The organism is Bacillus stercoris (assembly GCF_029772985.1).
Classification (GTDB): domain Bacteria; phylum Bacillota; class Bacilli; order Bacillales; family Bacillaceae; genus Bacillus; species Bacillus stercoris.
Map to the genome: position 1 here is coordinate 959,298 of NZ_CP121861.1, position 22,848 is coordinate 982,145.

At 45.2% G+C, this 22,848-nt stretch carries 20 protein-coding genes and 1 riboswitch; of the genes, 13 read left to right on the top strand and 7 right to left on the bottom strand.

What is annotated here, in order from left to right; translation table 11 throughout:
• The 6 genes from QA442_RS04975 (at position 1) to QA442_RS05000 (ending at position 9,713) form a co-directional block, all read left to right on the top strand.
• Positions 1-417, top strand: a complete 417-nt coding sequence (locus tag QA442_RS04975) for a disulfide oxidoreductase (protein WP_014665382.1) — start codon at positions 1-3, stop codon at positions 415-417.
• 184 nt (positions 418-601) lie between these two features.
• The gene (locus QA442_RS04980) at positions 602-1,210 is read left to right on the top strand and encodes a trimeric intracellular cation channel family protein (RefSeq protein WP_014665381.1); all 609 of its coding nucleotides are present in this window, start codon (positions 602-604) and stop codon (positions 1,208-1,210) included.
• Positions 1,211-1,402: 192 nt separating this feature from the next.
• A complete protein-coding gene (gene helD, locus QA442_RS04985) occupies positions 1,403-3,727 on the top strand; it encodes a DNA helicase IV (protein WP_095431888.1) in 2,325 nt (774 codons plus the stop codon).
• Between the two features lie 170 nt (positions 3,728-3,897).
• On the top strand, positions 3,898-5,715 hold the full coding sequence (locus QA442_RS04990; protein WP_095431887.1) for an assimilatory sulfite reductase (NADPH) flavoprotein subunit: 1,818 nt from the start codon (positions 3,898-3,900) through the stop codon (positions 5,713-5,715).
• 25 nt (positions 5,716-5,740) lie between these two features.
• Positions 5,741-7,456, top strand: a complete 1,716-nt coding sequence (cysI, locus tag QA442_RS04995) for an assimilatory sulfite reductase (NADPH) hemoprotein subunit (RefSeq protein WP_014665377.1) — start codon at positions 5,741-5,743, stop codon at positions 7,454-7,456.
• 244 nt (positions 7,457-7,700) lie between these two features.
• A complete protein-coding gene (locus tag QA442_RS05000; RefSeq protein WP_095431886.1) occupies positions 7,701-9,713 on the top strand; it encodes a Na+/H+ antiporter in 2,013 nt (670 codons plus the stop codon).
• Between the two features lie 46 nt (positions 9,714-9,759).
• On the opposite strand, the gene yvgO is transcribed toward QA442_RS05000, so the two are convergent.
• On the bottom strand, positions 9,760-10,245 hold the full coding sequence (gene yvgO, locus QA442_RS05005) for a stress response protein YvgO (protein WP_014665375.1): 486 nt from the start codon (positions 10,243-10,245) through the stop codon (positions 9,760-9,762).
• Between the two features lie 222 nt (positions 10,246-10,467).
• Here yvgO and pgoN point away from each other — a divergent pair, with 222 nt between their 5' ends.
• Entirely contained in the window at positions 10,468-11,298 is an 831-nt protein-coding gene (pgoN, locus tag QA442_RS05010; RefSeq protein ID WP_095431885.1) for a glyoxal/methylglyoxal reductase, read from the top strand.
• A 29-nt stretch (positions 11,299-11,327) separates the two neighbouring features.
• Here the strand turns inward: pgoN and modB are convergent, their stop codons facing one another.
• Both modB and modA read right to left on the bottom strand, forming a co-directional pair.
• Positions 11,328-12,020 carry a molybdate ABC transporter permease subunit gene (gene modB / locus QA442_RS05015; protein WP_134975116.1) on the bottom strand — a complete coding sequence of 231 codons (693 nt, stop codon included), beginning with the start codon at positions 12,018-12,020 and terminating at the stop codon, positions 11,328-11,330.
• Positions 11,992-12,774: a molybdate ABC transporter substrate-binding protein gene (gene modA, locus QA442_RS05020; protein ID WP_095431884.1), complete on the bottom strand. Its 783-nt coding sequence runs from the start codon at positions 12,772-12,774 to the stop codon at positions 11,992-11,994. The genes modB and modA overlap by 29 nt, the downstream gene beginning before the upstream one ends.
• 110 nt (positions 12,775-12,884) lie before the next feature.
• Between modA and QA442_RS05025 the strand changes: the two genes are divergently transcribed.
• Positions 12,885-13,811 (top strand): substrate-binding domain-containing protein, encoded by a 927-nt coding sequence (locus QA442_RS05025; protein ID WP_041521534.1) that lies wholly within the window; start codon positions 12,885-12,887, stop codon positions 13,809-13,811.
• Between the two features lie 30 nt (positions 13,812-13,841).
• Here the strand turns inward: QA442_RS05025 and QA442_RS05030 are convergent, their stop codons facing one another.
• Both QA442_RS05030 and QA442_RS05035 read right to left on the bottom strand, forming a co-directional pair.
• A complete protein-coding gene (locus tag QA442_RS05030; RefSeq protein WP_095431883.1) occupies positions 13,842-15,695 on the bottom strand; it encodes an LTA synthase family protein in 1,854 nt (617 codons plus the stop codon).
• A 99-nt stretch (positions 15,696-15,794) separates the two neighbouring features.
• Positions 15,795-16,277 (bottom strand): metal-dependent hydrolase, encoded by a 483-nt coding sequence (locus QA442_RS05035; RefSeq protein ID WP_014665369.1) that lies wholly within the window; start codon positions 16,275-16,277, stop codon positions 15,795-15,797.
• Positions 16,278-16,442: 165 nt separating this feature from the next.
• Between QA442_RS05035 and sspJ the strand changes: the two genes are divergently transcribed.
• Together sspJ and QA442_RS05045 are read left to right on the top strand one after the other, a co-directional pair.
• Positions 16,443-16,583 carry a small acid-soluble spore protein SspJ gene (gene sspJ / locus QA442_RS05040; protein ID WP_014665368.1) on the top strand — a complete coding sequence of 47 codons (141 nt, stop codon included), beginning with the start codon at positions 16,443-16,445 and terminating at the stop codon, positions 16,581-16,583.
• Between the two features lie 116 nt (positions 16,584-16,699).
• Positions 16,700-16,879, top strand: a riboswitch (Lysine riboswitch).
• Between the two features lie 103 nt (positions 16,880-16,982).
• The gene (locus QA442_RS05045) at positions 16,983-18,392 is read left to right on the top strand and encodes an amino acid permease (RefSeq protein WP_095431882.1); all 1,410 of its coding nucleotides are present in this window, start codon (positions 16,983-16,985) and stop codon (positions 18,390-18,392) included.
• Between the two features lie 39 nt (positions 18,393-18,431).
• Here the strand turns inward: QA442_RS05045 and QA442_RS05050 are convergent, their stop codons facing one another.
• Entirely contained in the window at positions 18,432-18,704 is a 273-nt protein-coding gene (locus tag QA442_RS05050; protein WP_014665366.1) for a hypothetical protein, read from the bottom strand.
• A 52-nt stretch (positions 18,705-18,756) separates the two neighbouring features.
• Positions 18,757-19,704, bottom strand: coding sequence for an iron-hydroxamate ABC transporter substrate-binding protein (locus tag QA442_RS05055; protein ID WP_095431881.1), 948 nt, complete (start codon positions 19,702-19,704; stop codon positions 18,757-18,759).
• Between the two features lie 206 nt (positions 19,705-19,910).
• Here QA442_RS05055 and QA442_RS05060 point away from each other — a divergent pair, with 206 nt between their 5' ends.
• The 3 genes from QA442_RS05060 to QA442_RS05070 are packed head-to-tail and all read left to right on the top strand — an operon-like array spanning position 19,911 to position 22,792.
• Positions 19,911-20,957 carry a FecCD family ABC transporter permease gene (locus QA442_RS05060; RefSeq protein WP_176465946.1) on the top strand — a complete coding sequence of 349 codons (1,047 nt, stop codon included), beginning with the start codon at positions 19,911-19,913 and terminating at the stop codon, positions 20,955-20,957.
• The gene (locus tag QA442_RS05065) at positions 20,957-21,967 is read left to right on the top strand and encodes a FecCD family ABC transporter permease (RefSeq protein ID WP_069150303.1); all 1,011 of its coding nucleotides are present in this window, start codon (positions 20,957-20,959) and stop codon (positions 21,965-21,967) included. The genes QA442_RS05060 and QA442_RS05065 overlap by 1 nt, the downstream gene beginning before the upstream one ends.
• 15 nt (positions 21,968-21,982) lie before the next feature.
• Positions 21,983-22,792, top strand: coding sequence for an ABC transporter ATP-binding protein (locus QA442_RS05070; RefSeq protein WP_095431880.1), 810 nt, complete (start codon positions 21,983-21,985; stop codon positions 22,790-22,792).
• The last annotated feature ends 56 nt before the right edge of the window (positions 22,793-22,848 follow it).

The window sequence follows — 22,848 nt, forward strand, 5'->3', positions numbered from 1 at the left end:
ATGAAAAATAGAATCGTATTTTTATATGCTTCCTGGGTTGTGGCTCTTGTCGCTATGCTGGGCAGCCTGTATTTTAGTGAAATCAGAAAGTTCATTCCATGTGAACTGTGCTGGTACCAGCGTATCCTCATGTATCCGCTCGTCCTGATTTTAGGCATTGCCACCTTTCAAGGGGACACACGCGTGAAAAAATATGTGCTTCCGATGGCGATGATCGGGGCATTTATTTCGATTATGCATTACTTAGAGCAAAAAGTGCCCGGCTTTAGCGGCATTAAGCCGTGTGTAAGCGGTGTGCCGTGTTCAGGCCAATATATTAACTGGTTTGGTTTTATAACCATTCCATTCCTGGCCTTGATTGCTTTTATCCTGATTATCGTTTTTATGTGCCTGCTGAAGGGCGAAAAATCTGAATAACCCAAAAGCGCCTCGTATGCCGGGGCGCTTTTTAATTTCGCAAAACTCATGTCCATCAGCAATAGACGTATTCCCTCTAAATTTATCTTTTTTTCTCATAAAAATGTTATTGATTTTACGCTTGAGCGATTATAAAATCTAGAGGTCGTCAGAAAATTTAACAAACATAAAGGGAGTCATCAGAATGGCTTGGGAGCTGCTCAGTGTGATTGGAATCATTGCGTTTGCAGTCAGCGGCGCAATTGTTGCGATGGAAGAGGAATACGATATTTTAGGAGTTTATATATTAGGGATCGTCACAGCTTTTGGAGGAGGAGCGATCCGCAATTTGCTGATTGGTGTTCCGGTGTCAGCACTATGGGAGCAGGGAGCGTACTTTCAAATCGCGCTTTTATCTATTACAATTGTGTTTCTGTTTCCGAAGCTGCTGCTGAAGCATTGGAATAAGTGGGGCAATTTGTCAGATGCGATCGGCCTCGCAGCCTTTGCTATCCAAGGCGCACTGTATGCCGTCAAAATGGGCCATCCGCTTAGTGCCGTGATTGTGGCTGCTGTGCTGACGGGAAGCGGGGGCGGAATCATCCGCGACCTTCTTGCCGGGCGCAAACCACTTGTGCTGAAGGCGGAAATTTACGCGGTCTGGGCGGCTCTCGGCGGATTAATCGTCGGATTGGGCTGGCTGGGGAACTCGGTAGGCTTATACGTTCTGTTTTTTGTGCTCGTTGTCTGCAGGGTTTGTTCCTATATGTTTAATTGGAAGCTGCCAAACCGTTCTTTTCGCTTAGATAATTAATAGCAAAAAAACCGATTTTGATGTGAAGTCGGTTTTTTTGCATATAAATAACCCAAACCTTGATTGATTTTGGGTAAATGTGATAAGATAAATTGTATTTGTCAGTTTTCATCATATATTTGATATATGTATCCAATTATATTTTACAGTATTTCATCTATGTTTGTCAACTATTTTCTGGAGGTGCCGTTCATGAATCAGAAGGATAAGGAATGGAAGGAAGAACAGTCAAGAATAGATGAGGTGCTGCAGGAACTCGGAAAAAAAGAGCGGTTTCTGGAAACGTCTGCGGGCGGGTTGAAGCATGATATCATCGGATTAAAAAAAAGCTTTTGGGAGGATGTGAAGGTTAATTTTGATGATGCCCATGAAGCGGTTGAAACGATGGCAAGCATTAAGCAGCAGGCAGAGCTGCTGTCTGATCGGGAACGGAATCATCGGCGCATGGCCCAGCAGCTCAAACGAATTCAACAATTAAAAAAATCGCCTTATTTCGGACGGATTGATTTTATTGAAAACGGCGAGGAGCAGGCAGAGCGAATTTATATCGGTTTAGCTTCCTGTTTGGATGAGAAGGAGGAACACTTTCTGATTTATGACTGGAGGGCGCCGATATCAAGTATGTACTACAATTATTCCCCAGGAAAAGCGGAGTACGAGGTGTCCGGTGAAACGATAGAAGGGGAAATGGTGCTGAAACGACAGTTTATGATCAAAAACGGCGATCTCAAGGCGATGTTTAATACCGATATGACGATTGGCGATGAAATGCTGCAAGAGGTATTAAGCCATCATTCCGATACCCAAATGAAAAACATCGTGTCTACGATTCAGAAAGAACAAAATCAGATTATCCGTAATGAAAAAAGCAAATTCTTGATCGTGCAGGGAGCGGCTGGGAGCGGAAAAACATCTGCAGCGCTTCAGCGTGTCGCTTATTTGTTATACAGGCACCGCGGCGTCATTGATGCCGGACAAATCGTTTTGTTTTCTCCTAACTTCTTATTTAACAGCTATGTCTCCTCTGTTTTGCCGGAGTTAGGAGAAGAGAATATGGAGCAGGCGACGTTTCAGGAATATATCGAGCATCGGCTTGGCCGCAGGTTTCAATGTGAAAGCCCTTTTGACCAGCTTGAATATTGCCTGACTGAAACAAAGGAAGGCGATTTTCCAACAAGGCTTGCGGGTATCACATGGAAGGCGGGTTTATCTTTTCAGCAATTCATTGATGAATACGTCACAAGGCTGTCCTCTGAAGGGATGATTTTTAAAAATATTGTTTTCCGCGGCCAAAAGCTGATTACAAAGGAACAGATTCAATCCTATTTTTACTCATTGGATCAAAATCACTCGATCCCGAACCGGATGGAACAAACCGCGAAGTGGCTGCTGAGTGAGCTAAACAAGCTTGAGAAAAAGGAGCGGCGAAAGGATTGGGTCGTTCATGAAGCTGAGCTGCTCGACAAAGAGGACTACTTGGACGTGTACAAGAAACTGCAGGAAAGGAAACGGTTCAGCGAGAGTACGTTTAACGATTATCAAAGAGAGCAGCAGCTGCTTGCCGCCATCATTGTGAAAAAAGCTTTCAAACCGCTCAAACAAGCGGTCAGACTCCTGGCATTTCTTGATGTGAACCAGCTGTATCTGCAATTGTTTTCCGGATGGGAAGGGGAATCCCAGCATGAGAAGACGGCAGCGATAGGAGAGCTGACCCGTTCGGCATTTACGGAAAATAAATTGCTCTATGAGGACGCGGCACCGTTTCTTTATATGCAGGATCTGATTGAGGGCAGAAAGAAAAATACGAAAATCAAACACCTATTTATTGACGAAGCCCAGGACTATTCACCGCTGCAGATGGCTTACATGAGAAGCATTTTTCCGGCTGCCAGCATGACAGTGCTTGGTGATATCAATCAGTCTATTTACGCTCATGCCATACACGGGGATCAGCGTATGGATGCGTGCTTTGAAGATGAGCCTGCTGAGTATGTTCGTTTAAAGAGAACGTACAGATCGACAAGGCAGATTGTCGAGTTTACAAAAGCGATGCTTCAAGATGGGGCGGATATTGAGCCGTTTAACAGAAACGGGGAAATGCCGATCGTGGTCAAAACTGAAGGGCATGAGAGCCTTTGCCAAAAGCTCGCGCAAGAAATTGGATTGCTCAAGAAAAAAGGGCACGAAACAATAGCCGTCATTTGCAAGACTGCGCAGCAATGCATACAGGCGCACGCCCACATGAGTGAATATGCAGATGTTCGCCTGATTCATAAAGAAAATCAACCATTCCAAAAGGGTGTTTGCGTGATTCCCGTGTATTTAGCGAAGGGAATTGAATTTGACGCAGTACTTGTCTATGATGCATCTGAAGAACACTATCATACAGAGCACGACCGCAGGTTATTATATACTGCGTGCACCCGTGCAATGCACATGCTGGCGGTATTTTATACAGGTGAAGCCAGTCCGTTTGTAACCGCTGTGCCGCCTCACTTATATCAGATTGCTGAATGAAGAGAAGGGAGTCCTTCTCTTTTTTCTATTTATATGAAGCATAGCCGTTTTATCATTAGGATTCTTAATAGTTATCATCATGTAAATATATTTTACTTAAGCCTAGTATTCCGGTAAAGTTCAATTAGATGCAATTTTCGATCAGTTTATAACTTTGTGAGGTGGATACGTTGCAACTTCAGGTAATGAACAGTCCGTTTAATCAGGAGCAGGCAGAGCTCCTTAACCGCCTTCTGCCGACCTTGACCGAATCCCAGAAAATCTGGCTGAGCGGATATTTATCCGCGCAATCTGTTTCCGCCCAAGAAACTGCGGGTGCGCCGGCGGCAGCTGTGTCTGTGGAGGCACCAGCACCGGCCGTTTCAAAAGAAGTGACCGTTCTTTATGGTTCACAAACAGGAAACGCACAGGGGCTTGCAGAAAATGCCGGCAAGCAGCTTGAACAGAGCGGTTTTCAAGTGACCGTCTCATCCATGAGCGATTTTAAGCCGAATCAGCTGAAGAAGATAACCAATCTTTTAATCGTCGTCAGTACACACGGTGAAGGCGATCCGCCTGATAACGCGCTGTCGTTTCACGAATTTCTACATGGAAGACGGGCGCCTAAGCTTGAAGATCTGCGTTTTTCCGTTTTGGCGCTTGGTGATAGTTCGTACGAATTTTTCTGCCAGACAGGGAAAGAATTTGATCAGCGCTTAGAAGAACTCGGAGGGAAACGGATTTCTCCGCGCGTTGATTGCGATCTTGACTATGATGAACCGGCAGCCGAATGGCTTGAGGGTGTATTGAAGGGATTAAATGAAGCTGGGGGCGGAAGCGCCGCACCTGCGCCGGCGGCTGCGGCTCAAACCGGTGAGTCTTCGTATTCCAGAACAAACCCGTTTCGGGCTGAAGTGTTAGAAAATTTGAATTTAAACGGCAGAGGATCAAATAAAGAAACACGTCATGTGGAGCTGTCTCTTGAAGGAGCTGGCCTGACTTACGAGCCTGGTGACAGCCTCGGCGTCTATCCGGAAAACGATCCAGAGCTTGTCGAACTGCTCCTTAAGGAAATGAATTGGGACCCGGAAGAAATTGTGACGCTTAATAAGCAAGGTGATGTCCGTCCGCTGAAAGAAGCGCTGATTTCTCACTATGAGATTACCGTTCTCACAAAACCGCTTCTTGAACAAGCAGCCCAATTGACGGGAAGTGAGGAGCTTAGAGAGCTTTTAGCCCCGGGAAATGAGGAGAATGTAAAAGCTTATATTGAAGGACGCGATTTGCTTGATCTCGTCCGTGATTATGGCCCATTCAGTGTATCTGCGCAGCAATTCGTCTCGATTTTGAGAAAAATGCCTGCCCGCCTTTATTCGATTGCAAGCAGTTTATCCGCAAATCCGGATGAAGTGCATTTAACAATCGGCGCAGTCCGCTACGATGCGCACGGCCGTGAACGAAAAGGCGTCTGCTCAATTTTATGTGCGGAACGTCTGCAGCCGGGGGACACACTGCCTGTTTATGTACAGCACAACCAAAACTTTAAGCTTCCGAAAGATCCTGAAACACCAATTATCATGGTCGGCCCCGGGACAGGCGTCGCACCTTTCCGTTCCTTTATGCAGGAGCGTGAGGAGACGGGAGCGGAAGGAAAAGCATGGATGTTCTTTGGCGATCAGCACTTTGTCACGGATTTCCTTTACCAGACAGAGTGGCAGAATTGGCTCAAAGACGGTGTGCTGACAAAAATGGATGTGGCGTTCTCGCGTGATACGGAAGAAAAAGTATATGTGCAGCACCGCATGCTTGAACAGAGCGCAGAGTTGTTCGAATGGCTTCAAGAAGGAGCGGCTGTTTACATTTGCGGAGATGAAAAGCACATGGCGCATGACGTCCATAACACATTACTTGAGATTATCGAAAAAGAAGGCAATATGAGCCGCGAAGAAGCGGAAGCTTATCTTGCCGATATGCAGCAGCAAAAACGCTATCAGCGTGATGTATACTGATTTGACTTGAAAGGAGTTTTTCAACATGGTGACCAAAATCTTAAAAGCACCGGACGGCTCTCCAAGTGATGTTGAACGCATTAAAAGAGAAAGCGACTATTTGCGCGGCACACTGAAAGAAGTGATGCTCGATCGGATCAGTGCAGGAATTCCGGATGATGACAACCGCCTGATGAAGCACCACGGCAGTTATTTGCAGGATGACCGCGATCTCCGCAATGAACGCCAAAAGCAAAAGCTTGAACCGGCCTATCAGTTCATGCTGCGTGTGCGTATGCCAGGGGGCGTTTCAACGCCTGAGCAATGGCTTGTCATGGATGACCTTTCTCAGAAATACGGGAACGGCACATTAAAACTGACGACACGTGAAACGTTCCAAATGCACGGGATTTTGAAATGGAACATGAAGAAAACCATCCAGACGATCCACTCGGCGCTTTTGGATACGATCGCAGCCTGCGGAGACGTAAACCGTAACGTCATGTGCGCATCGAACCCTTATCAGTCTGAAATCCATTCAGAGGTCTACGAGTGGTCGAAGAAATTAAGTGATGATCTGCTGCCGCGGACGAGAGCCTATCATGAAATTTGGCTCGATGAGGAAAGAGTGGCCGGCACGCCGGAGGAAGAAGTCGAGCCAATGTACGGACCGCTCTATCTGCCGCGGAAGTTTAAAATCGGTATTGCCGTTCCGCCGTCTAATGATATTGACGTCTTTTCACAAGATCTTGGATTCATTGCGATAGTCGAAGATGGCAAGCTGATCGGTTTTAATGTGGCGATCGGCGGCGGTATGGGAATGACGCATGGTGACACAGCCACATATCCGCAATTAGCCAAGGTCATCGGATTCTGCCGGCCCGATCAAATGTATGACGTTGCTGAAAAAACGATTACGATTCAGCGTGATTACGGAAACCGTTCTGTCCGCAAAAATGCGCGGTTCAAATACACGGTTGACCGCCTCGGTTTAGATACTGTAAAAGAAGAATTGGAAAACCGTCTCGGCTGGAGCCTGGAAGCAGCGAAGCCATATCATTTCGATCATAACGGCGACCGCTACGGCTGGGTGGAAGGCATCGAGGATAAATGGCATTTCACGCTGTTTGTCGAAGGCGGCCGTATAACGGATTACGATGATTATAAGCTGATGACAGGCTTACGGGAAATCGCCAAAGTTCATACAGGCGAGTTCCGTCTGACAGCCAATCAAAACCTGATTATCGCAAACGTTTCAAGTGAGAAAAAAGATGAAATCAGTGCGTTAATCGAGCAATACGGACTAACTGACGGCAAGCATCATTCAGCACTCCGTCGCAGCTCAATGGCTTGCGTCGCTCTTCCAACCTGCGGATTGGCAATGGCGGAAGCAGAACGATATTTGCCAACCCTCTTAGATAAGGTTGAAGAGATTATTGACGAAAACGGCCTTCGTGATCAGGAAATCACCATTCGCATGACAGGCTGCCCGAACGGCTGTGCACGCCACGCACTCGGTGAGATTGGATTTATCGGAAAGGCGCCGGGCAAATATAATATGTATCTTGGCGCTGCGTTTGACGGAAGCCGTTTAAGCAAAATGTACCGTGAAAACATCGGTGAAGCAGACATTTTAAGCGAGCTTCGCGTCCTTCTTTCCCGCTATGCGAAAGAGCGTGAGGAAGGCGAGCATTTCGGTGACTTTGTTATCCGCGCCGGCATTATTAAAGCAACAACTGACGGTACGAATTTTCATGATTGAGAAAGAAAGACGAGAGACGGGGAATAGCTTCCTGTCTCTTTTTTTTGCAATTTGCTCTGATGCAAAAAAGTTCACTGTGAGCATATCATGAGAAAAATTACCCTAAAAAGGGTACTATAAAAGAAGACAAGTGTGGAGGAAACTCCTGCGAAACCACATATCGGATGCAAGGCCAGCCTGGCTCAGCGACTTTTAGACAAGACTCACCATGCACGAAAGACAACAGACGAAGGAGGTCATGCATTTGGACATATTTTTAGTTGTGCTTGTTTTATTAACGATTATTGCGATTTCTAATATCGTGAACCGATTTATTCCGTTTATTCCGGTGCCGCTGATTCAAGTGGCCCTTGGGATTCTTGCCGCCTCATTTCCACAGGGACTTCATTTTGAATTAAGCACCGAATTGTTTTTTGTTCTGTTTATTGCGCCTCTGCTATTTAATGATGGAAAGAGGACGCCGCGGGCGGAGCTTTGGAATTTAAGAGCTCCGATTTTATTGCTTGCCCTCGGCCTTGTGTTCGCGACTGTGATTGTAGGCGGCTATACGATTCACTGGATGATTCCTGATATTCCGCTGGCAGCGGCCTTTGGACTTGCGGCCATTCTTTCACCGACTGATGTCGTCGCTGTCAGCGCATTATCAGGAAGAGTGAAAATGCCAAAAGGGATTCTTCGCCTGCTTGAAGGTGAGGGGCTGATGAATGATGCGTCAGGTCTTGTAGCCTTTAAGTTTGCGATTGCGGCGGCAGTGACTGGTTCATTTTCACTAGCGCAAGCGGCTGTCAGCTTTGTCTTTATTTCTCTTGGGGGCTTGCTGTGCGGGGTAGTCATTTCATTTTTAATTATTCGTTTTCGCCTATTTCTCCGCCGCCTTGGCATGCAGGATGTCACGATGCATATGCTGATTCAAATTTTGACACCGTTTGTGATTTATTTGGCCGCTGAAGAAATCGGCGTTTCCGGCATTTTAGCTGTTGTGGCGGGAGGGATCACTCATGCGGTTGAACAGGATCGTCTGGAATCAACGATGATCAAGCTGCAAATCGTCTCCTCAAGTACGTGGAACATTATTTTATTTATTTTGAACGGCCTGGTCTTTGTTATTCTCGGCACGCAAATCCCTGATGTGATTTCTGTTATCTTTAACGATACCGCCATCAGCAACATGAAGGTGATTGGCTATATCCTAGTCATCACATTTACGTTAATGCTCCTCAGATTTCTGTGGGTGCTGTTCTTTTGGAACGGCAAATGGTTCTTTAATAAAGATCAAAACATCTATAAACCGGGTCTTCGTTCGACACTGTTAATTTCGATTTCCGGTGTGCGCGGAGCAGTAACGCTTGCGGGATCTTTCTCCATTCCGTATTTTCTGGAGGACGGTACGCCGTTTCCGGAAAGAAATCTGATTCTCTTTTTAGCAGCCGGCGTCATTTTATGCACGCTTGTCATTGCCACCGTAGTGCTGCCGGTTCTGACTGAAAAAGAAGAAGAGGACGAGGAACGAAACAAGAAGCTGCTGACGGCGAGACGCAAATTGATCAAAACAGCTCTTCAAACGATAAAAGAGGACATGAACGATACAAACAAAACGGCCTCTCTTGCGGTGATAGCTGAATACAATGAGAAAATGAAAAACCTTCGTTTTCAGCAGTATACCTCATCTAATCGTATCAAAAAGCATGAGCGAAAGGTCCGTGCGCAGGGGGTTAAAGCTGAGCAAGAGGCACTGATGAAAATGCTGGAGCGGGGAGACATCCCGGAAGAAACAGCAAATGTGCTGCAAGAACGATTTAACGAGTTGGAAATTTTGTATGCCAACCCGTTTAAGGTCGGCTTATCAAAAACAAGGCTCAAGAGGCTGATGTATTGGATTTTCTTCGGTGAACATAAAAAGCCGGAGATGTCGATATTAAATGAAGCGGGATTGATACGGGCAACAAGAGTAAAAACGGCAAAAGCAGCGATAGAATATTTGGAAAAACATAAGACGGAAGAACATAAGGAAGTGTTTTTATCTGTCATTACATTCTATAAACAGTTAATTTTTAGGCTGGAGAACAGCCATCATGAGTTAAAATCAAGCGCTCATTTTGAAAATCAAAAACTGGAAGTGAAGCTGAAGGCTGTGCAGGCGATCAGAAATGAAATTCAAACGCTGTTCGAGGAAAGAGAAATTTCCCGGGACATCTCCCATGAGCTTCGCCAATACATTAATGATGTCGAAGCCGCCATGCTTGAAGGCGGCGAATAAATGCAGCAAAAAAGCTGGTGCGTGAGAGCGCCAGCTTTTTTCTATATTAAGGGCGATGAAATTCGACAGTGCTGCCATCCCGGTCGAACCAGCCTCTGAAGGCCCAGTTAATCCAGCCGCCATCCCCTTTGTTTGTAAACGTTCCGTCTTCAAATACCCAAATGCCATACGTAATGCCGTCATAAACGGCTGAGCCATAAAATTGCACACCGTTCAAATGATCTTCATATTCCTGGCTTAAATTAAATACCATGACGTTATATTTTTGGCCGGACGCGTAGAAGGAAGACTCCATGAGATTCTTCACAAATCCATCCCGATTCTGTGCGGATTTGATGGCATCAGCGATCTGGTTGGCAATTCCAAGTACATCCAGGTTGACGTTTAAACCTACATCAGCGGCAGTTGTTCCGGCGGTTGTTGTCTGCGAGATCTTCGGAGCAGGATTTTCTTCAGCGGAAGCAAAGGACAAAGGGGCAATTGTCAAAGCGGCACCAAGAGCAAGTGTCATTGGGATACGAATACGTTTCAAGTTGTTTCCTCCTTTGTTTTCATTTGGTTACACTACACGCATACCCGGCTCCATGTATTTGTAATCTCAATATTGTTAAAATAGGAAAAAAATAGTACATTGTTTTACCTTGGCTATGAAAAAAGAAGCAAAAACAGGGCCTTAAGCGTATTATTGGTATCGGCTGAGAGGAATGTGAGATAATATAGACGCTTACATTTCAGTGAAAGGGTGGATGTTCAAGTGCCAACAAGTTTAAAAGATACGGTAAAGTTACATAACGGAGTTGAAATGCCTTGGTTCGGTCTGGGTGTTTTTAAAGTGGAAAATGGCAGTGAAGCGACTGAATCAGTGAAAGCGGCAATTAAAAATGGCTACCGCAGCATTGATACAGCAGCGATCTACAAAAATGAAGAAGGTGTTGGCATCGGGATTAAAGAATCCGGTGTGGCAAGAGAAGAGCTCTTCATCACATCAAAAGTGTGGAATGAAGATCAAGGCTATGAAACAACGCTTGCTGCCTTTGAAAAAAGCCTGGAAAGACTGCAGCTTGATTACTTAGATTTATATTTGATCCATTGGCCTGGAAAAGATAAATTTAAAGATACATGGCGCGCGCTTGAAAAGCTGTACAAAGACGGCAAAATCCGCGCGATCGGCGTCAGCAACTTCCAAGTTCATCATTTAGAAGAGCTGTTAAAAGATACTGAAATCAAACCGATGGTGAACCAAGTTGAATTTCACCCTCGTTTGACGCAAAAAGAATTAAGAGACTATTGTAAAAAACACGGCATTCAGCTGGAAGCATGGTCTCCGCTCATGCAGGGACAGCTTTTGGATAACGAAGTACTGACACAGATTGCAGAAAAGCATAATAAATCTGTAGCTCAAGTGATTTTGCGCTGGGATCTGCAGCATGAAGTTGTAACCATTCCAAAATCCATTAAAGAACACCGTATCATCGAAAACGCTGATATTTTTGATTTCGAATTGTCTCAAGAAGACATGGATAAAATTGATGCATTAAACAAAGATGAGCGTGTCGGCCCAAATCCTGATGAGCTTCTGTTCTAATCAAAAAACTCCCCTTTACGGGGAGTTTTTTAGTGCGTTTTTTTCTGTTGAATGAAAAACAGCATCAAAAAGGAAATGACAACAATACAGACGACCCACGCCCAGGCAAGGGTGTTGTTTCCGGAATCCAATGCAACATATATCGCCGTCGGCAGTGTTTGTGTAACACCGGGGATGTTCCCGGCAAACATGAGTGTTGCGCCAAATTCTCCGAGCGCCCGCGCTAGGCTCAGGATGCTCCCGGTCAGCAAAGAAGGATAGGCAAGCGGGACGGAGATATGGATAAAGACCTTCCATCTGCTTGCGCCGTCTACCATTGCCGCACCCTGTATATCGGGGTCAATGTCAGCAAATCCGGTTTTGGCTGATTGATACATGAGCGGAAAGGCTACAACAGCCGAGGCGATCACAGCAGCCCACCAGGTGAAAATGACAGGCTGCCGGAAGATCCACTCGATGGCTTGTCCGATGAAGCTATGCTTTCCGAAAATGACGATCAAAATAAAACCGACAACAGTAGGCGGAAGAACGAGCGGAAGCATAAAACATGTTTCGAGCGCCGTTTTTCCAAAAAATGATGCCCGTGACATCCAAGCCCCAGCAAGTGTTCCGAGAATAATGACAACAATGCCGGCAACTGCCGCCACCTGAAAGGAAAGCATAACAGGTGTTAAGAATTCTGAAGCGTTTATGCTACTCAGCAGTAAAACCATATTTCTCAAATACTTTCATTGCTTCATCAGATTGCAGGTATTCGTAAAATTCCTTCGCTTCCTTACGGTGTTTTGTATCTTTTACGATTCCTAACGGATAGACAATCGGGCTGTGTGTATCTGCTTTTGCCTCGTCAATAATGGTGACCTTTTTCGAGACCAGGGCATCTGTTTTATAAACAATACCTGCGTCTACATTGCCGGTTTCCACATAAGAAAGAACTTGGCGAACGTCTTTTCCGTACACAATTTTATCCTTCACTTTGTCCCATAAAGACAGTTTTGTCAGTGATTCTTTCCCATAAGCTCCTGCCGGTACGGATTCCGGAGTGCCAAGTGCGATTTTTTCTGATTCAGCCAGATTGCTGAAGCTTGTCACAGGTGAATCTCCGTTTTTCGGTACGACCAGCACAATTTCATTGCCGACTAAATCAGTGCTGTCCTTTTTTTCGATATCCCCATCATCCACCAGCTTTTTAAATTTGTCCTCAGCAGCTGAGAAGAACAGATCTGCTCCTGCTCCTTGAGAAATCTGTTTTTGCAAGGCGCCGGATGAGCCATAGTTATCTTGGATGGTAATATTTTGATGTTCTTTCTCATAATTTTTTTGAATTTCCTCAAGTGCATCCTGTGCGCTTGCGGCAGCTGAGATTGTTAATGTTACTTTTTTCCCGCTGTCTGTTGAAGACTGATTTGAAGAACAGCCTGCTGCAAGCAGAAAAGCGGTTAAGGCTGCTGTTAGAATGGAATACTTCTTAAACATGATTGCACCCCTTATGATTAGTTATATCTAATTATAACTGATTATGTTTGGGTTATGTGGGTTTTTTTACATTCGGCGAAAAGGTATAATAAAATAGGAGAGTGATGATGATGAATGAAACCTCTTCCTATACGATAGAAGAAGTTGCAGGTCTGCTAAAGGTATCAAAGCTGACCGTTTATGATTTGATTAAAAAAGGCGTGCTGCCTGCATACCGTGTTGGAAGGCAGATGCGTGTGGATGAAGAAGATTTAAAGCAATATAAGACGAATATGAGAATGTCTCAGCCCATCGCTGCAACAGAAGCGCAGAAACAGATGCAGGAGGCTGAACCGGACGGCAGACCGAATGTCATGATCAGCGGACAGGACATTTCGATGGATCTTCTCAGCAAGCATTTGGAGAATGCCATTCAGGAGACGCCGCTCCGTAAATACAAAGGAAGCTTAAACAGCCTGATTGATATGTATCAAGGCAAGTGTGACATTGTCAGCCTCCATTTGTACGATGCAGAAACGGGCCAGTATAACGCCCCTTATGTAAAACGGATTTTGTCAGGTGAACCGTTTTGTCTCATCAATGTCGTTCTCCGCAAAGCAGGTCTGTATGTGCAAAAAGGGAATCCGAAAAACATTCAAGGCTGGAAAGACTTGAAAAGAGCTGATATCCGGATCATCAACAGGGAAAAGGGTTCTGGCGCAAGGGTGCTCCTTGATGAACAGCTTGGCTTGCTTGGTGTGAAGCCGGCTGATGTAAAGGGATACGGCGATATCGTGACCGATCATTACGCTGCCGCTTCACAAGTTTCAAGCGGACAGGCTGACGCGGGAATCGGGGCGCAGCACGCGGCACATATGGGGCGTGTTGATTTTATCCCGCTCATTGATGAACAATATGATATCGTCGTTTTGAAAAAAAATGAGCAGCTGCTCAAAGCCGTGAAGGAGATTTTGAATTCTGAGGACTACAAGGCGAACTTGTCTCATTTAAATGGCTATGAAACAAAGCTGACTGGCAAGGTGATGTTGGAAACGTAAAAAATCCCTCTTTATATAGAGGGATTTTTTTCATTCGGAAAACCTGAGCAGGTCACCATTTAAAATTTTATCAGAGAGAGACAGCTCTTCGTTTGCTTTCTCCTTATAAGGGAGGCACGCATCCTGATCTTCCAGTATTTCACCTGTTTTTTGGCTGTAGCACGTGTTTTTCGTGTATATAAAATCGTTCGTAATAAAGCTTCCGTTTCGCAGAACGGCGAATGGTGTGCGATCGCCCGACAGCAAATCATTGCCGAATTGAATATCGCCTTTTGTGTCAACGCCGAGTAAATGCATCAGTGTCGGTCTGACGTCGACTTGTCCGCCAACATCAGAGATGGTTTCCGGCTGTTGATCGGTGATTCCCGGGATATGTATGATAAACGGCACCCGCTGGAGCTGAACATTGTCATACGGAGTGATTTCGTCTTTTCCTAAAAACTCTGCCAACGCCTCGTTATGGGCTTCTGAAATGCCGTAATGATCCCCCATAAATACAATCATCGAATTTTCGTATAAGCCTTCGTCCTTCAGCTTTTTGATAAAATGCTTTAATGCCTCATCCTCATAGCGCACCGTTGTCACATAACGGTTTAGCAGGGCGCTGCTCGAATTGTATTCATCAATCAGCTGATCCTTTTTATCAATCTCAAACGGAAAATGATTCGTTAACGTGATGAAACTGCTGAAGAATGGCTGCGGCAGACTTTTCAGCTTTTCGGCGGACTGCTCTAAAAATTCCTTATCCTTTAAGCCCCAGCTTGTCGATGTTCCGGGAGTGACATGGAAGTCATCAACATCAAAAAAGCGGTCAATCCCAAATGTATCGTACATGACATCTCTGTTCCAAAATGTTTTATGGTTGGCATGAAAGGCGGCTGAATAATAATCATGCTGTTTCAGCGATTTGTACATCGTATGAAATTGATGGTCGCTTTTCGTGAAAAAGACGGCGCCGCTAAGGGAAGGATACATTGAGTTAGCAACGATGAATTCTGAATCAGATGTTTTCCCTTGTTCTGTTTGCTGATAGAAATGATCAAAGGAATAGCTTTTTTTAACGAGATCATTCATAAATGGGGTAATTTCTTTTCCATTGACTTTTTCATTCAAAACAAAGCTTTGGGTCGACTCAAGTGTTACAAAGATGACATTGCGGCCCTTTGCCAGTCCGAATTTGCTTTGATCAGGCTTGCTATAATCAGCCTCTGTGTAATTTTTAATGGCAGATATGCTGTCTTCATCGGCAAATGCCTTCGCGCTTATATTAACAGTCTGAGAAATCGTATCGTATATATGGAACTGAAACAGACCGATGCTTTTGACGAGCATTTCCCGGTCAAAGGAATGTGCCAAAAGCTTCGGCTGCTGTACTTCTGCAAGTGCCAGCGTGCATAAAATCATGCCGCAGGAAGCCGCATAGTACCGTTTGATCGTGCGGGGAGCGGCTTTTGTCTGCGGCTGTTTCGTTTTTCTGGCGAGCAGCAGCAGACAAACCAAATCCGCAAACAGGGCAATAAACAGAGGATGGAACAGTTCTTTTACACTGCTGCCCATATCGCTCATGTTGCTGGCCTGAAATAAAACCGGAATGGTAATAAAATCGATATAAAAGCCGTAAAAAATCGTATTGGAGATCAAGATGACAGTCAGAACCAGATTGGCAATCAGCAAAAAGACCCGCTGCTTGTTTCCTTTCAGAAGCAGGCCGATCCCGAATAAAGGAAGGATAAAGCTGAGCGGATTGATCAGCAACATCAGCTCCTCCAACAGAGTGTCGATCTGCAAATCAAAGCCGAGTTTATATATCACATACGTTTTGATCCACATAAACAAGATCGAAAAACATAAAAACCGCTGATTGTGAAAAAAGGTTCCTTTCATCAATATGACTCCTCACGTTTTCTTGATCATCTGCATGAAATGCTTCTTAAGTAAAACCTACTAAAAACCGCCGGTTCAGACAAGTTTCAGCACTCGCATTTACAACATGCGTCCATGAAACAGCATATAAAAGTAGTAACATGAAGCAAGGGTCAGGCCGGCTAGCACGAGCTGCTCAGAAAAACTGCCTGTCTTCATATATAATGGAAGCCGCACGCGGATCGTTGAAGGGAATAGTAATTTGATTCCGTTCACTGTCCAAGCGTCAAGAATCAAGTGGCTCGCCATTCCGATCATTAAGCCGGCTGAGATGTTTTTATCTGGAATATATGTAGAAGTGATAAAAAACATGATGAGCATAAACAGCAGGCTGTGTGTAAAGGTACGGTGGCCAAAAACGGAGCTGACCACTTTCGATAAAATAGGAAATTTTCTCCCGATTTTGCTTTGCGTGTGGCAGATATCGGGAATCAATGCCCCAACCGCGCCTGACGCAGCCATAAGCACTGGATCAAATCCATAATAATAAGCTGCTGCCGTACAAGAAGCGATGCCTCCCATGATGTGTGTTTTTCCTGTCATTTGCCGCTTCTCCTTTATCTTTTGCAAAAAATCTCTGAATTACAAATATATCAAGAGAATGTATGTTTGATCAACAGGACTTTGGACGATAATAAATTTCCCGCATAATTTTTCAGGAAAAAGGCATCTTAAACATGTACCTATTTTTAAAAAGAGGTGATACGAATGGGTTTCTTTAATAAAGATAAAGGAAAACGTTCCGAAAAAGAAAAAAGCGTAATCCAAGGAGCTCTTGAAGATGCAGGTTCAGCTCTAAAAGATGATCCGCTTCAAGAAGCTGTGCAAAAAAAGAAAAATAATCGATAATCACATGCGGATAGGGCTTGGCTCTATCCGTATTTTCCATCTGTTCCCTTTGACAGATCATCCTTTCTTTGATAACCTTCTGGGAGTAACTGAATAATTAAATCCTCACTCTTTCTCAGTGAGGTAGAGGTTGCGCGGATGATGAGTCACACATGCCAGGCTGACAGGAGCTGTTAAACATGTGTAAAAGGCATCAGCGCCGAAGTGTGGAGAAAGCCGATCCTTCTCTATGCTGGGACTGTATCTGAATAAGTGCAGGACTGCCGCGTGCTTTTTCGCGGAGGGCTATCCGGAGATCAAGGGTGTGTGTTTCTTTAAGCATGGACTTTTGTTCAGGCTTTTTTTGCGTTTATATGATCTCGGGGTCTGGTCCGTACAAAGAATCATGGAGGTACTGGAATGGAACAGACAAAAAAATGGGGTTTTTGGTTATTAACGGCGTTTGTCGTTGGAAATATGGTTGGATCAGGAATTTTCTCCTTGCCGAGCTCGCTTGCTTCAATCGCAAGTCCGTTTGGCGCTACGTCCGCCTGGCTTTTGACAGGTGCCGGCGTGTTGATGATTGCGCTTGTGTTCGGGCACTTGTCCATTCGCAAGCCTGAACTGACAGCGGGTCCGCAAAGTTATGCCAGAGCGCTGTTTTCCGATCCGAAGAAAGGCAACGCTGCCGGTTTCACAATGGTGTGGGGCTACTGGGTGGCGAGCTGGATCAGCAACGTGGCGATCATCACAAGTCTCGCTGGATACTTGACTTCGTTCTTCCCGATCTTGGTTGACAAACGTGAGATGTTTTCGATCGGCAGGCAAGAGGTGACGCTCGGCCAATTGCTGACGTTTGCCGTATGTACGATCTTGTTATGGGGAACGCACACGATTCTTGTTGCCAGCATTAACGGTGCAAGTAAATTGAACTTTGTCACAACGCTTTCTAAAGTATTAGGTTTTGTCTTCTTTATCGTTGCCGGTTTATTTGTGTTTCAAACGACATTATTCGGTCATTTTTATTTCCCGGTCCAAGGAGAAAACGGCACAAGCATTGGGATTGGCGGCCAGGTTCATAACGCCGCGATTTCTACACTGTGGGCGTTTGTCGGAATTGAATCCGCGGTGATCCTGTCCGGCCGTGCGCGTTCTCAACGTGATGTGAAACGTGCGACGATTACCGGCTTGCTGATTGCTTTGAGCATTTATATTATAGTGACTTTAATTACGATGGGTGTTCTGCCGCATGATAAGCTTGTCGGCTCAGAAAAACCATTCGTTGATGTACTCTATGCGATTGTTGGAAACGCGGGAAGCGTGATTATGGCGCTTTTGGCTATCCTTTGTTTATTCGGAACGATGCTCGGCTGGATTTTGCTTGGCTCTGAGGTGCCATACCAAGCCGCTAAAGCAGGAGATTTCCCGGCAGTTTTTGCAAAAACGAATAAAAAGGGAAGTCCGGTCATTGCACTCATTATTACAAACGTCATGTCACAGGTCTTCATTTTCTCCGTTATTTCCCGGACAATAAGTGACGCATTTACGTTTTTAACGACAGCGGCGACACTCGCATATTTAATTCCGTATCTGGTATCTGCAATCTACAGCTTGAAGCTAGTCATCAAAGGTGAAACGTATGACCAGCTGAAAGGCTCCCGTGTAAGAGACGGATTGATCGCGATACTGGCGTGTGCTTACTCCGTGTTTGTTATTGTAACAGGCACAGCAGATTTAACGACATTTATTCTCGGCATCGGTTTATTCTTTGTCGGCTTGATTGTTTATCCATTTGTGAGTAAAAAGTTTCAGAGAGAAAAACAAGCATAATGAAAAGGACACCTGATTTGTTTTGTCAGGTGTCTTTTTTTATTGAAATACAATTTCTCCTGTTAGCAATCCGATTGTTAAAACAGCTGACAGGAAAGCTGAAATAGAAAGAAAAACCTTTACGGATAATCGTATTTGCAAAAAACGGTTTTTCAGCCTCTCCAGCAAACCAAACAGAATAAGGACTAAGATAAAAACAAAAAACACATCTGAAAAAGGTTTTCCGATATAAAGCCCGTTAAAAAAACTGATCGCGATGATGATACAGCTTAATATGAATTGAGTAAAAAAATATCCGATGTGTTTCAACATGAGCCGCTCCCTTTATTGCATGAAAAAAGAGCCGCCTGTCCGGCTCTTCTGTTTATTTTGTTAAGCTTTCCGTAATAAACTTCAGTTGGCCTTCTAATGAAATCGGATCGGTGAAATAGAAGCCAATCGGATCAATCTTATAGACATGGCCATTTTTAACGGCGTTCAGGTTCTTCCAAATGGAGCTGTCAAATACGCCGCCATCATCACCGCCTGATTGCCATGGACCTGCGAAAATATAATCTCCGGCGAAGTCAGGAAGCTTTTCTAATGAAATACTTGTATAACCAGGTCCCTGGTCAATGGCTTTTTCTTTTGTCAGCTTTGTAGCCTGCAGGCCGAGGTCTTTGTAAATAATGCTTCCGCCTCTTCCAAAGTCTTTACCGAATACGTAAATGTCTTTTCCGTTCGTTTGCATAATGGAAATGGTTTTGTCACCGACCGCTTTTTTGATTTTTGTTTTAGCTGCCGCAACTTTTTTATCCCACTCGGACAGCCATTTTTCAGCTTTATCTTCAGTTCCTGTCATTTTTGCAAATTCTTTCAGCTGTTCGATGTTGTCGAGCTTATCGTATTTTACTGCGACAGTCGGCGCGATTTTTTCAAGCTTTTTAATATCAGCACCCTGTGTTGTCCAGACGATAATCAGGTCAGGGTTTAAATCAATGACCTTTTCAACCGAAGTGCCGTCTCCGATGTTTTCGACGCCGGCAGTTTTTCCTTTGTAGTAAGGGTTTTTAAATACGTTCTCAGGTGCACCGACAACGTTGATGCCAAGTGTTTTGAAGTAGCCGTAGTAGCCGTCAGCCATGACAACCACCCGTTTAGGATGCTTGGGGATTTTTACATTCCCGTTTTCAGCCTTGTATGTAAAGGTTTCTGCGTCTTTTGAATCAGAGGCAGAGCCTTTGCTTTCTGAGTTATTCCCGCAGGCTGCCAGCGCTGTAATCAATAACAGGGCAAAAAACGCGACTCCGAGTTTCTTGTATATATGGGACATATCTCATACCTTCTTTCTAAAAAAATAGATGAAAAAGAGAATCATTATCAACTGTGATTATACCACTGCAAGTGCCGGTTGACACGATATTTTTGCAAATGCATTTTCATTTTTGTTCAAAACACGCTATTAAATCTGTTGAAAAAAGTGATATACTGAAACAGCAATTGATAATCATTATCAGTATCAGAAAGGAAGTACGGCAGTTGAGTCAACATAAAAATATACAGACTGCATCAGAAGAAATCCAATGGACGTCAAGGACATATGGCGCGGTTATCGTCCTTATTGCAGGTCTATGCCTGCTTTGCCTTGGCGCCCTTTTATCCATATCCCTCGGTGCAGCGGATATTCATTTGCGCACTGTATGGGACGCCATTTTTCATTATCAGCCGACAAAGACAACTCACCAAATTATACATGATCTTCGGCTGCCGAGAACGGCGGCTGCCGCACTTGTAGGCGCATTGTTGGCAGTGTCGGGAGCGATCATGCAGGGGATGACGAGAAACCCTTTGGCAGAGCCTTCGATTATGGGTGTGACATCAGGCTCTACGTTTGCGGTTTCGATTGCGTTTGCCTTTTTTCCCGGACTTTCTGCAATGGGGCTTGTGCTATGGTCCTTTGCGGGAGCGGGACTGGGTGCATCGACGGTAATGGGCATCGGCATGTTTTCAAGGGGCGGGCTTACGCCTGTAAAGCTTGCTCTGGCGGGTACGGCAGTTACTTATTTCTTTACCGGAATTTCAACCGCCATTGCGATCCGCTTTGATGTGGCTCAGGATATCAGCTTTTGGTACGCAGGCGGGGTAGCGGGTGTGAAATGGTCAGGGGTCCAGCTTTTGCTTATTGCAGGGGCTGTCGGTTTAACGCTGGCGTTTTTCATCGCCCGGTCTGTGACAGTGTTAAGTCTTGGTGACGATCTGGCAAAAGGGCTAGGACAATATACATCAACGGTGAAACTGGTTGGCATGCTTATCGTAGTGATTTTGACCGGAGCTGCGGTTTCCATAGCCGGCACCATCGCATTTATCGGGCTGATCATTCCGCATATTACCCGGTTTTTGGTCGGTGTGGATTATCGGTGGATCATTCCCTGCTCGGCGGTGCTCGGTGCTGTCTTGCTTGTTTTTGCTGACATAGCGGCGAGACTCATAAACGCACCCTTTGAAACGCCTGTCGGCGCACTGACTTCTCTCATCGGCGTTCCCTTTTTCTTTTATTTGGCACGTCGTGAAAGGAGAGGGCTGTAATGAAAACAACAACAAGAAAATCGCTCGCCGTAATGGCTGTGACCCTTATGCTCATCGTGCTGGTCTTTTTTATCAGTCTCAATTTGGGTGTTATCAAAATTGCACCGCTTAAAACGCTTCAGGTCTTTTTCGGCCAAGGGACAGCGCGTGATGAACTTGTTTTATTTGAGTTCAGGCTGCCCCGGATCATCCTTTCCTTGCTTGTTGGAGCAGGGATCGCCGTTGCTGGCGCCATTTTGCAAAGCGTGTCTCAAAATGATCTTGCTGAGCCTGGTATTCTCGGAATTAACGCCGGCGGCTCACTTGCCGTTGTGCTTTTTATATACTTTTTTCAAGGATCAGCTTCAGATCTCAGCTTTTTCGGAACATTTATGCTGCCGTTCAGTGCTTTGGCAGGAGCAATCCTCGCTGCGTTTCTCATTTATCTTCTGGCATGGAAAAAGGGCGTCACACCGATTCGGCTGATTTTAGTCGGCATCGGGGTAAATGCCGGATTCAACGCCCTGTTGCTGATTTTTCAGCTCAAGATGGACCCTCATGATTTTATGCAAGCCGCGGTTTGGATATCCGGCTCAATATGGGGGGCGAACTGGAATATGATCTGGGCGATCCTTCCTTGGATTGTGATCTTGCTACCATTTACTTTATATAAGGCACGCTATTTGAACATATTGCAGCTAGGAGACCAACTAGCGACCGGACTGGGCACTCCTGTTGAAAGGGAGAGACGGATTCTTCTTCTGGCAGCCGTCACTCTTGCCGCTTCATGTGTGGCAGCTGCGGGAGGCATCGCGTTTCTCGGATTGATCGCGCCTCATGTGGCTAGAAGGCTGACCGGTCCGCGTCACCAGACGCTGATACCGGTCTCCGCCCTCATCGGCGCATTCCTGTTTTTGCTCGCTGATACAATGGCGAGAAATGTATTGGCACCATCAGAAATTCCGGTCGGACTTGTCATTTCCGTGCTAGGTGCGCCTTACTTTATTTATTTATTGATGAAAGCGAATTAGAGGAGGGGGCCGAATATGAATTCATTATCAACGGAACAGCTTGGAATCGGTTATGGCGACAGGGTGATTGTAAAGGATTTAAATATATCGATTCCTAAAGGGAAAATTACCACCTTAATTGGCCCGAACGGCTGCGGGAAATCAACGATTTTAAAAACAATGTCCAGAATTATGCGTTCGCATGCAGGGGCCGTCTATTTAAACGGCAAAGCGATTCATAAAATGTCTACAAAAGACATTGCGAAAGATATGGCGATTCTGCCACAGACACCTGAAGCGCCGAGCGGCCTAACGGTGCACGAATTGGTGTCGTACGGCAGGTTTCCGCATCAATCAGGATTCGGCAGATTAAATGACGAAGACCGCCGGATTATCAAATGGGCGCTTGAAGAAACAGGCATGGCTGAATTTGCTGAACGGCCGATTGAGGCATTGTCAGGCGGACAGCGTCAACGCGTGTGGATTGCCATGGCGCTTGCGCAAGGGACGGAGCTGCTGCTGCTGGATGAACCTACGACGTATCTTGATCTTGCACACCAGCTCGAAATTCTGCAGCTGCTTGACAGACTCAACAAAGAGCAGGGGCGGACGATTTTAATGGTCATTCATGACCTGAACCACGCAGCTCGTTTTTCCCATTATATGATCGCGCTCAAAAAAGGCACGGTCATCAAGGAAGGTACTGCACTTGAGGTCATGACACCGGATATTTTGAAGCGGGTATTTCAGATTGATGCTGAAATCGTGACTGATCCCCGTACAAATAAACCTGTATGCTTGACCTATGACTTGATTAAAAATGAAAAAGAGCTAGTTACTGTATGAAAAAATCCCGGTTCGAAGCCGGGATTTTTTTTATTCGGCTTTGAAAATACAATTTT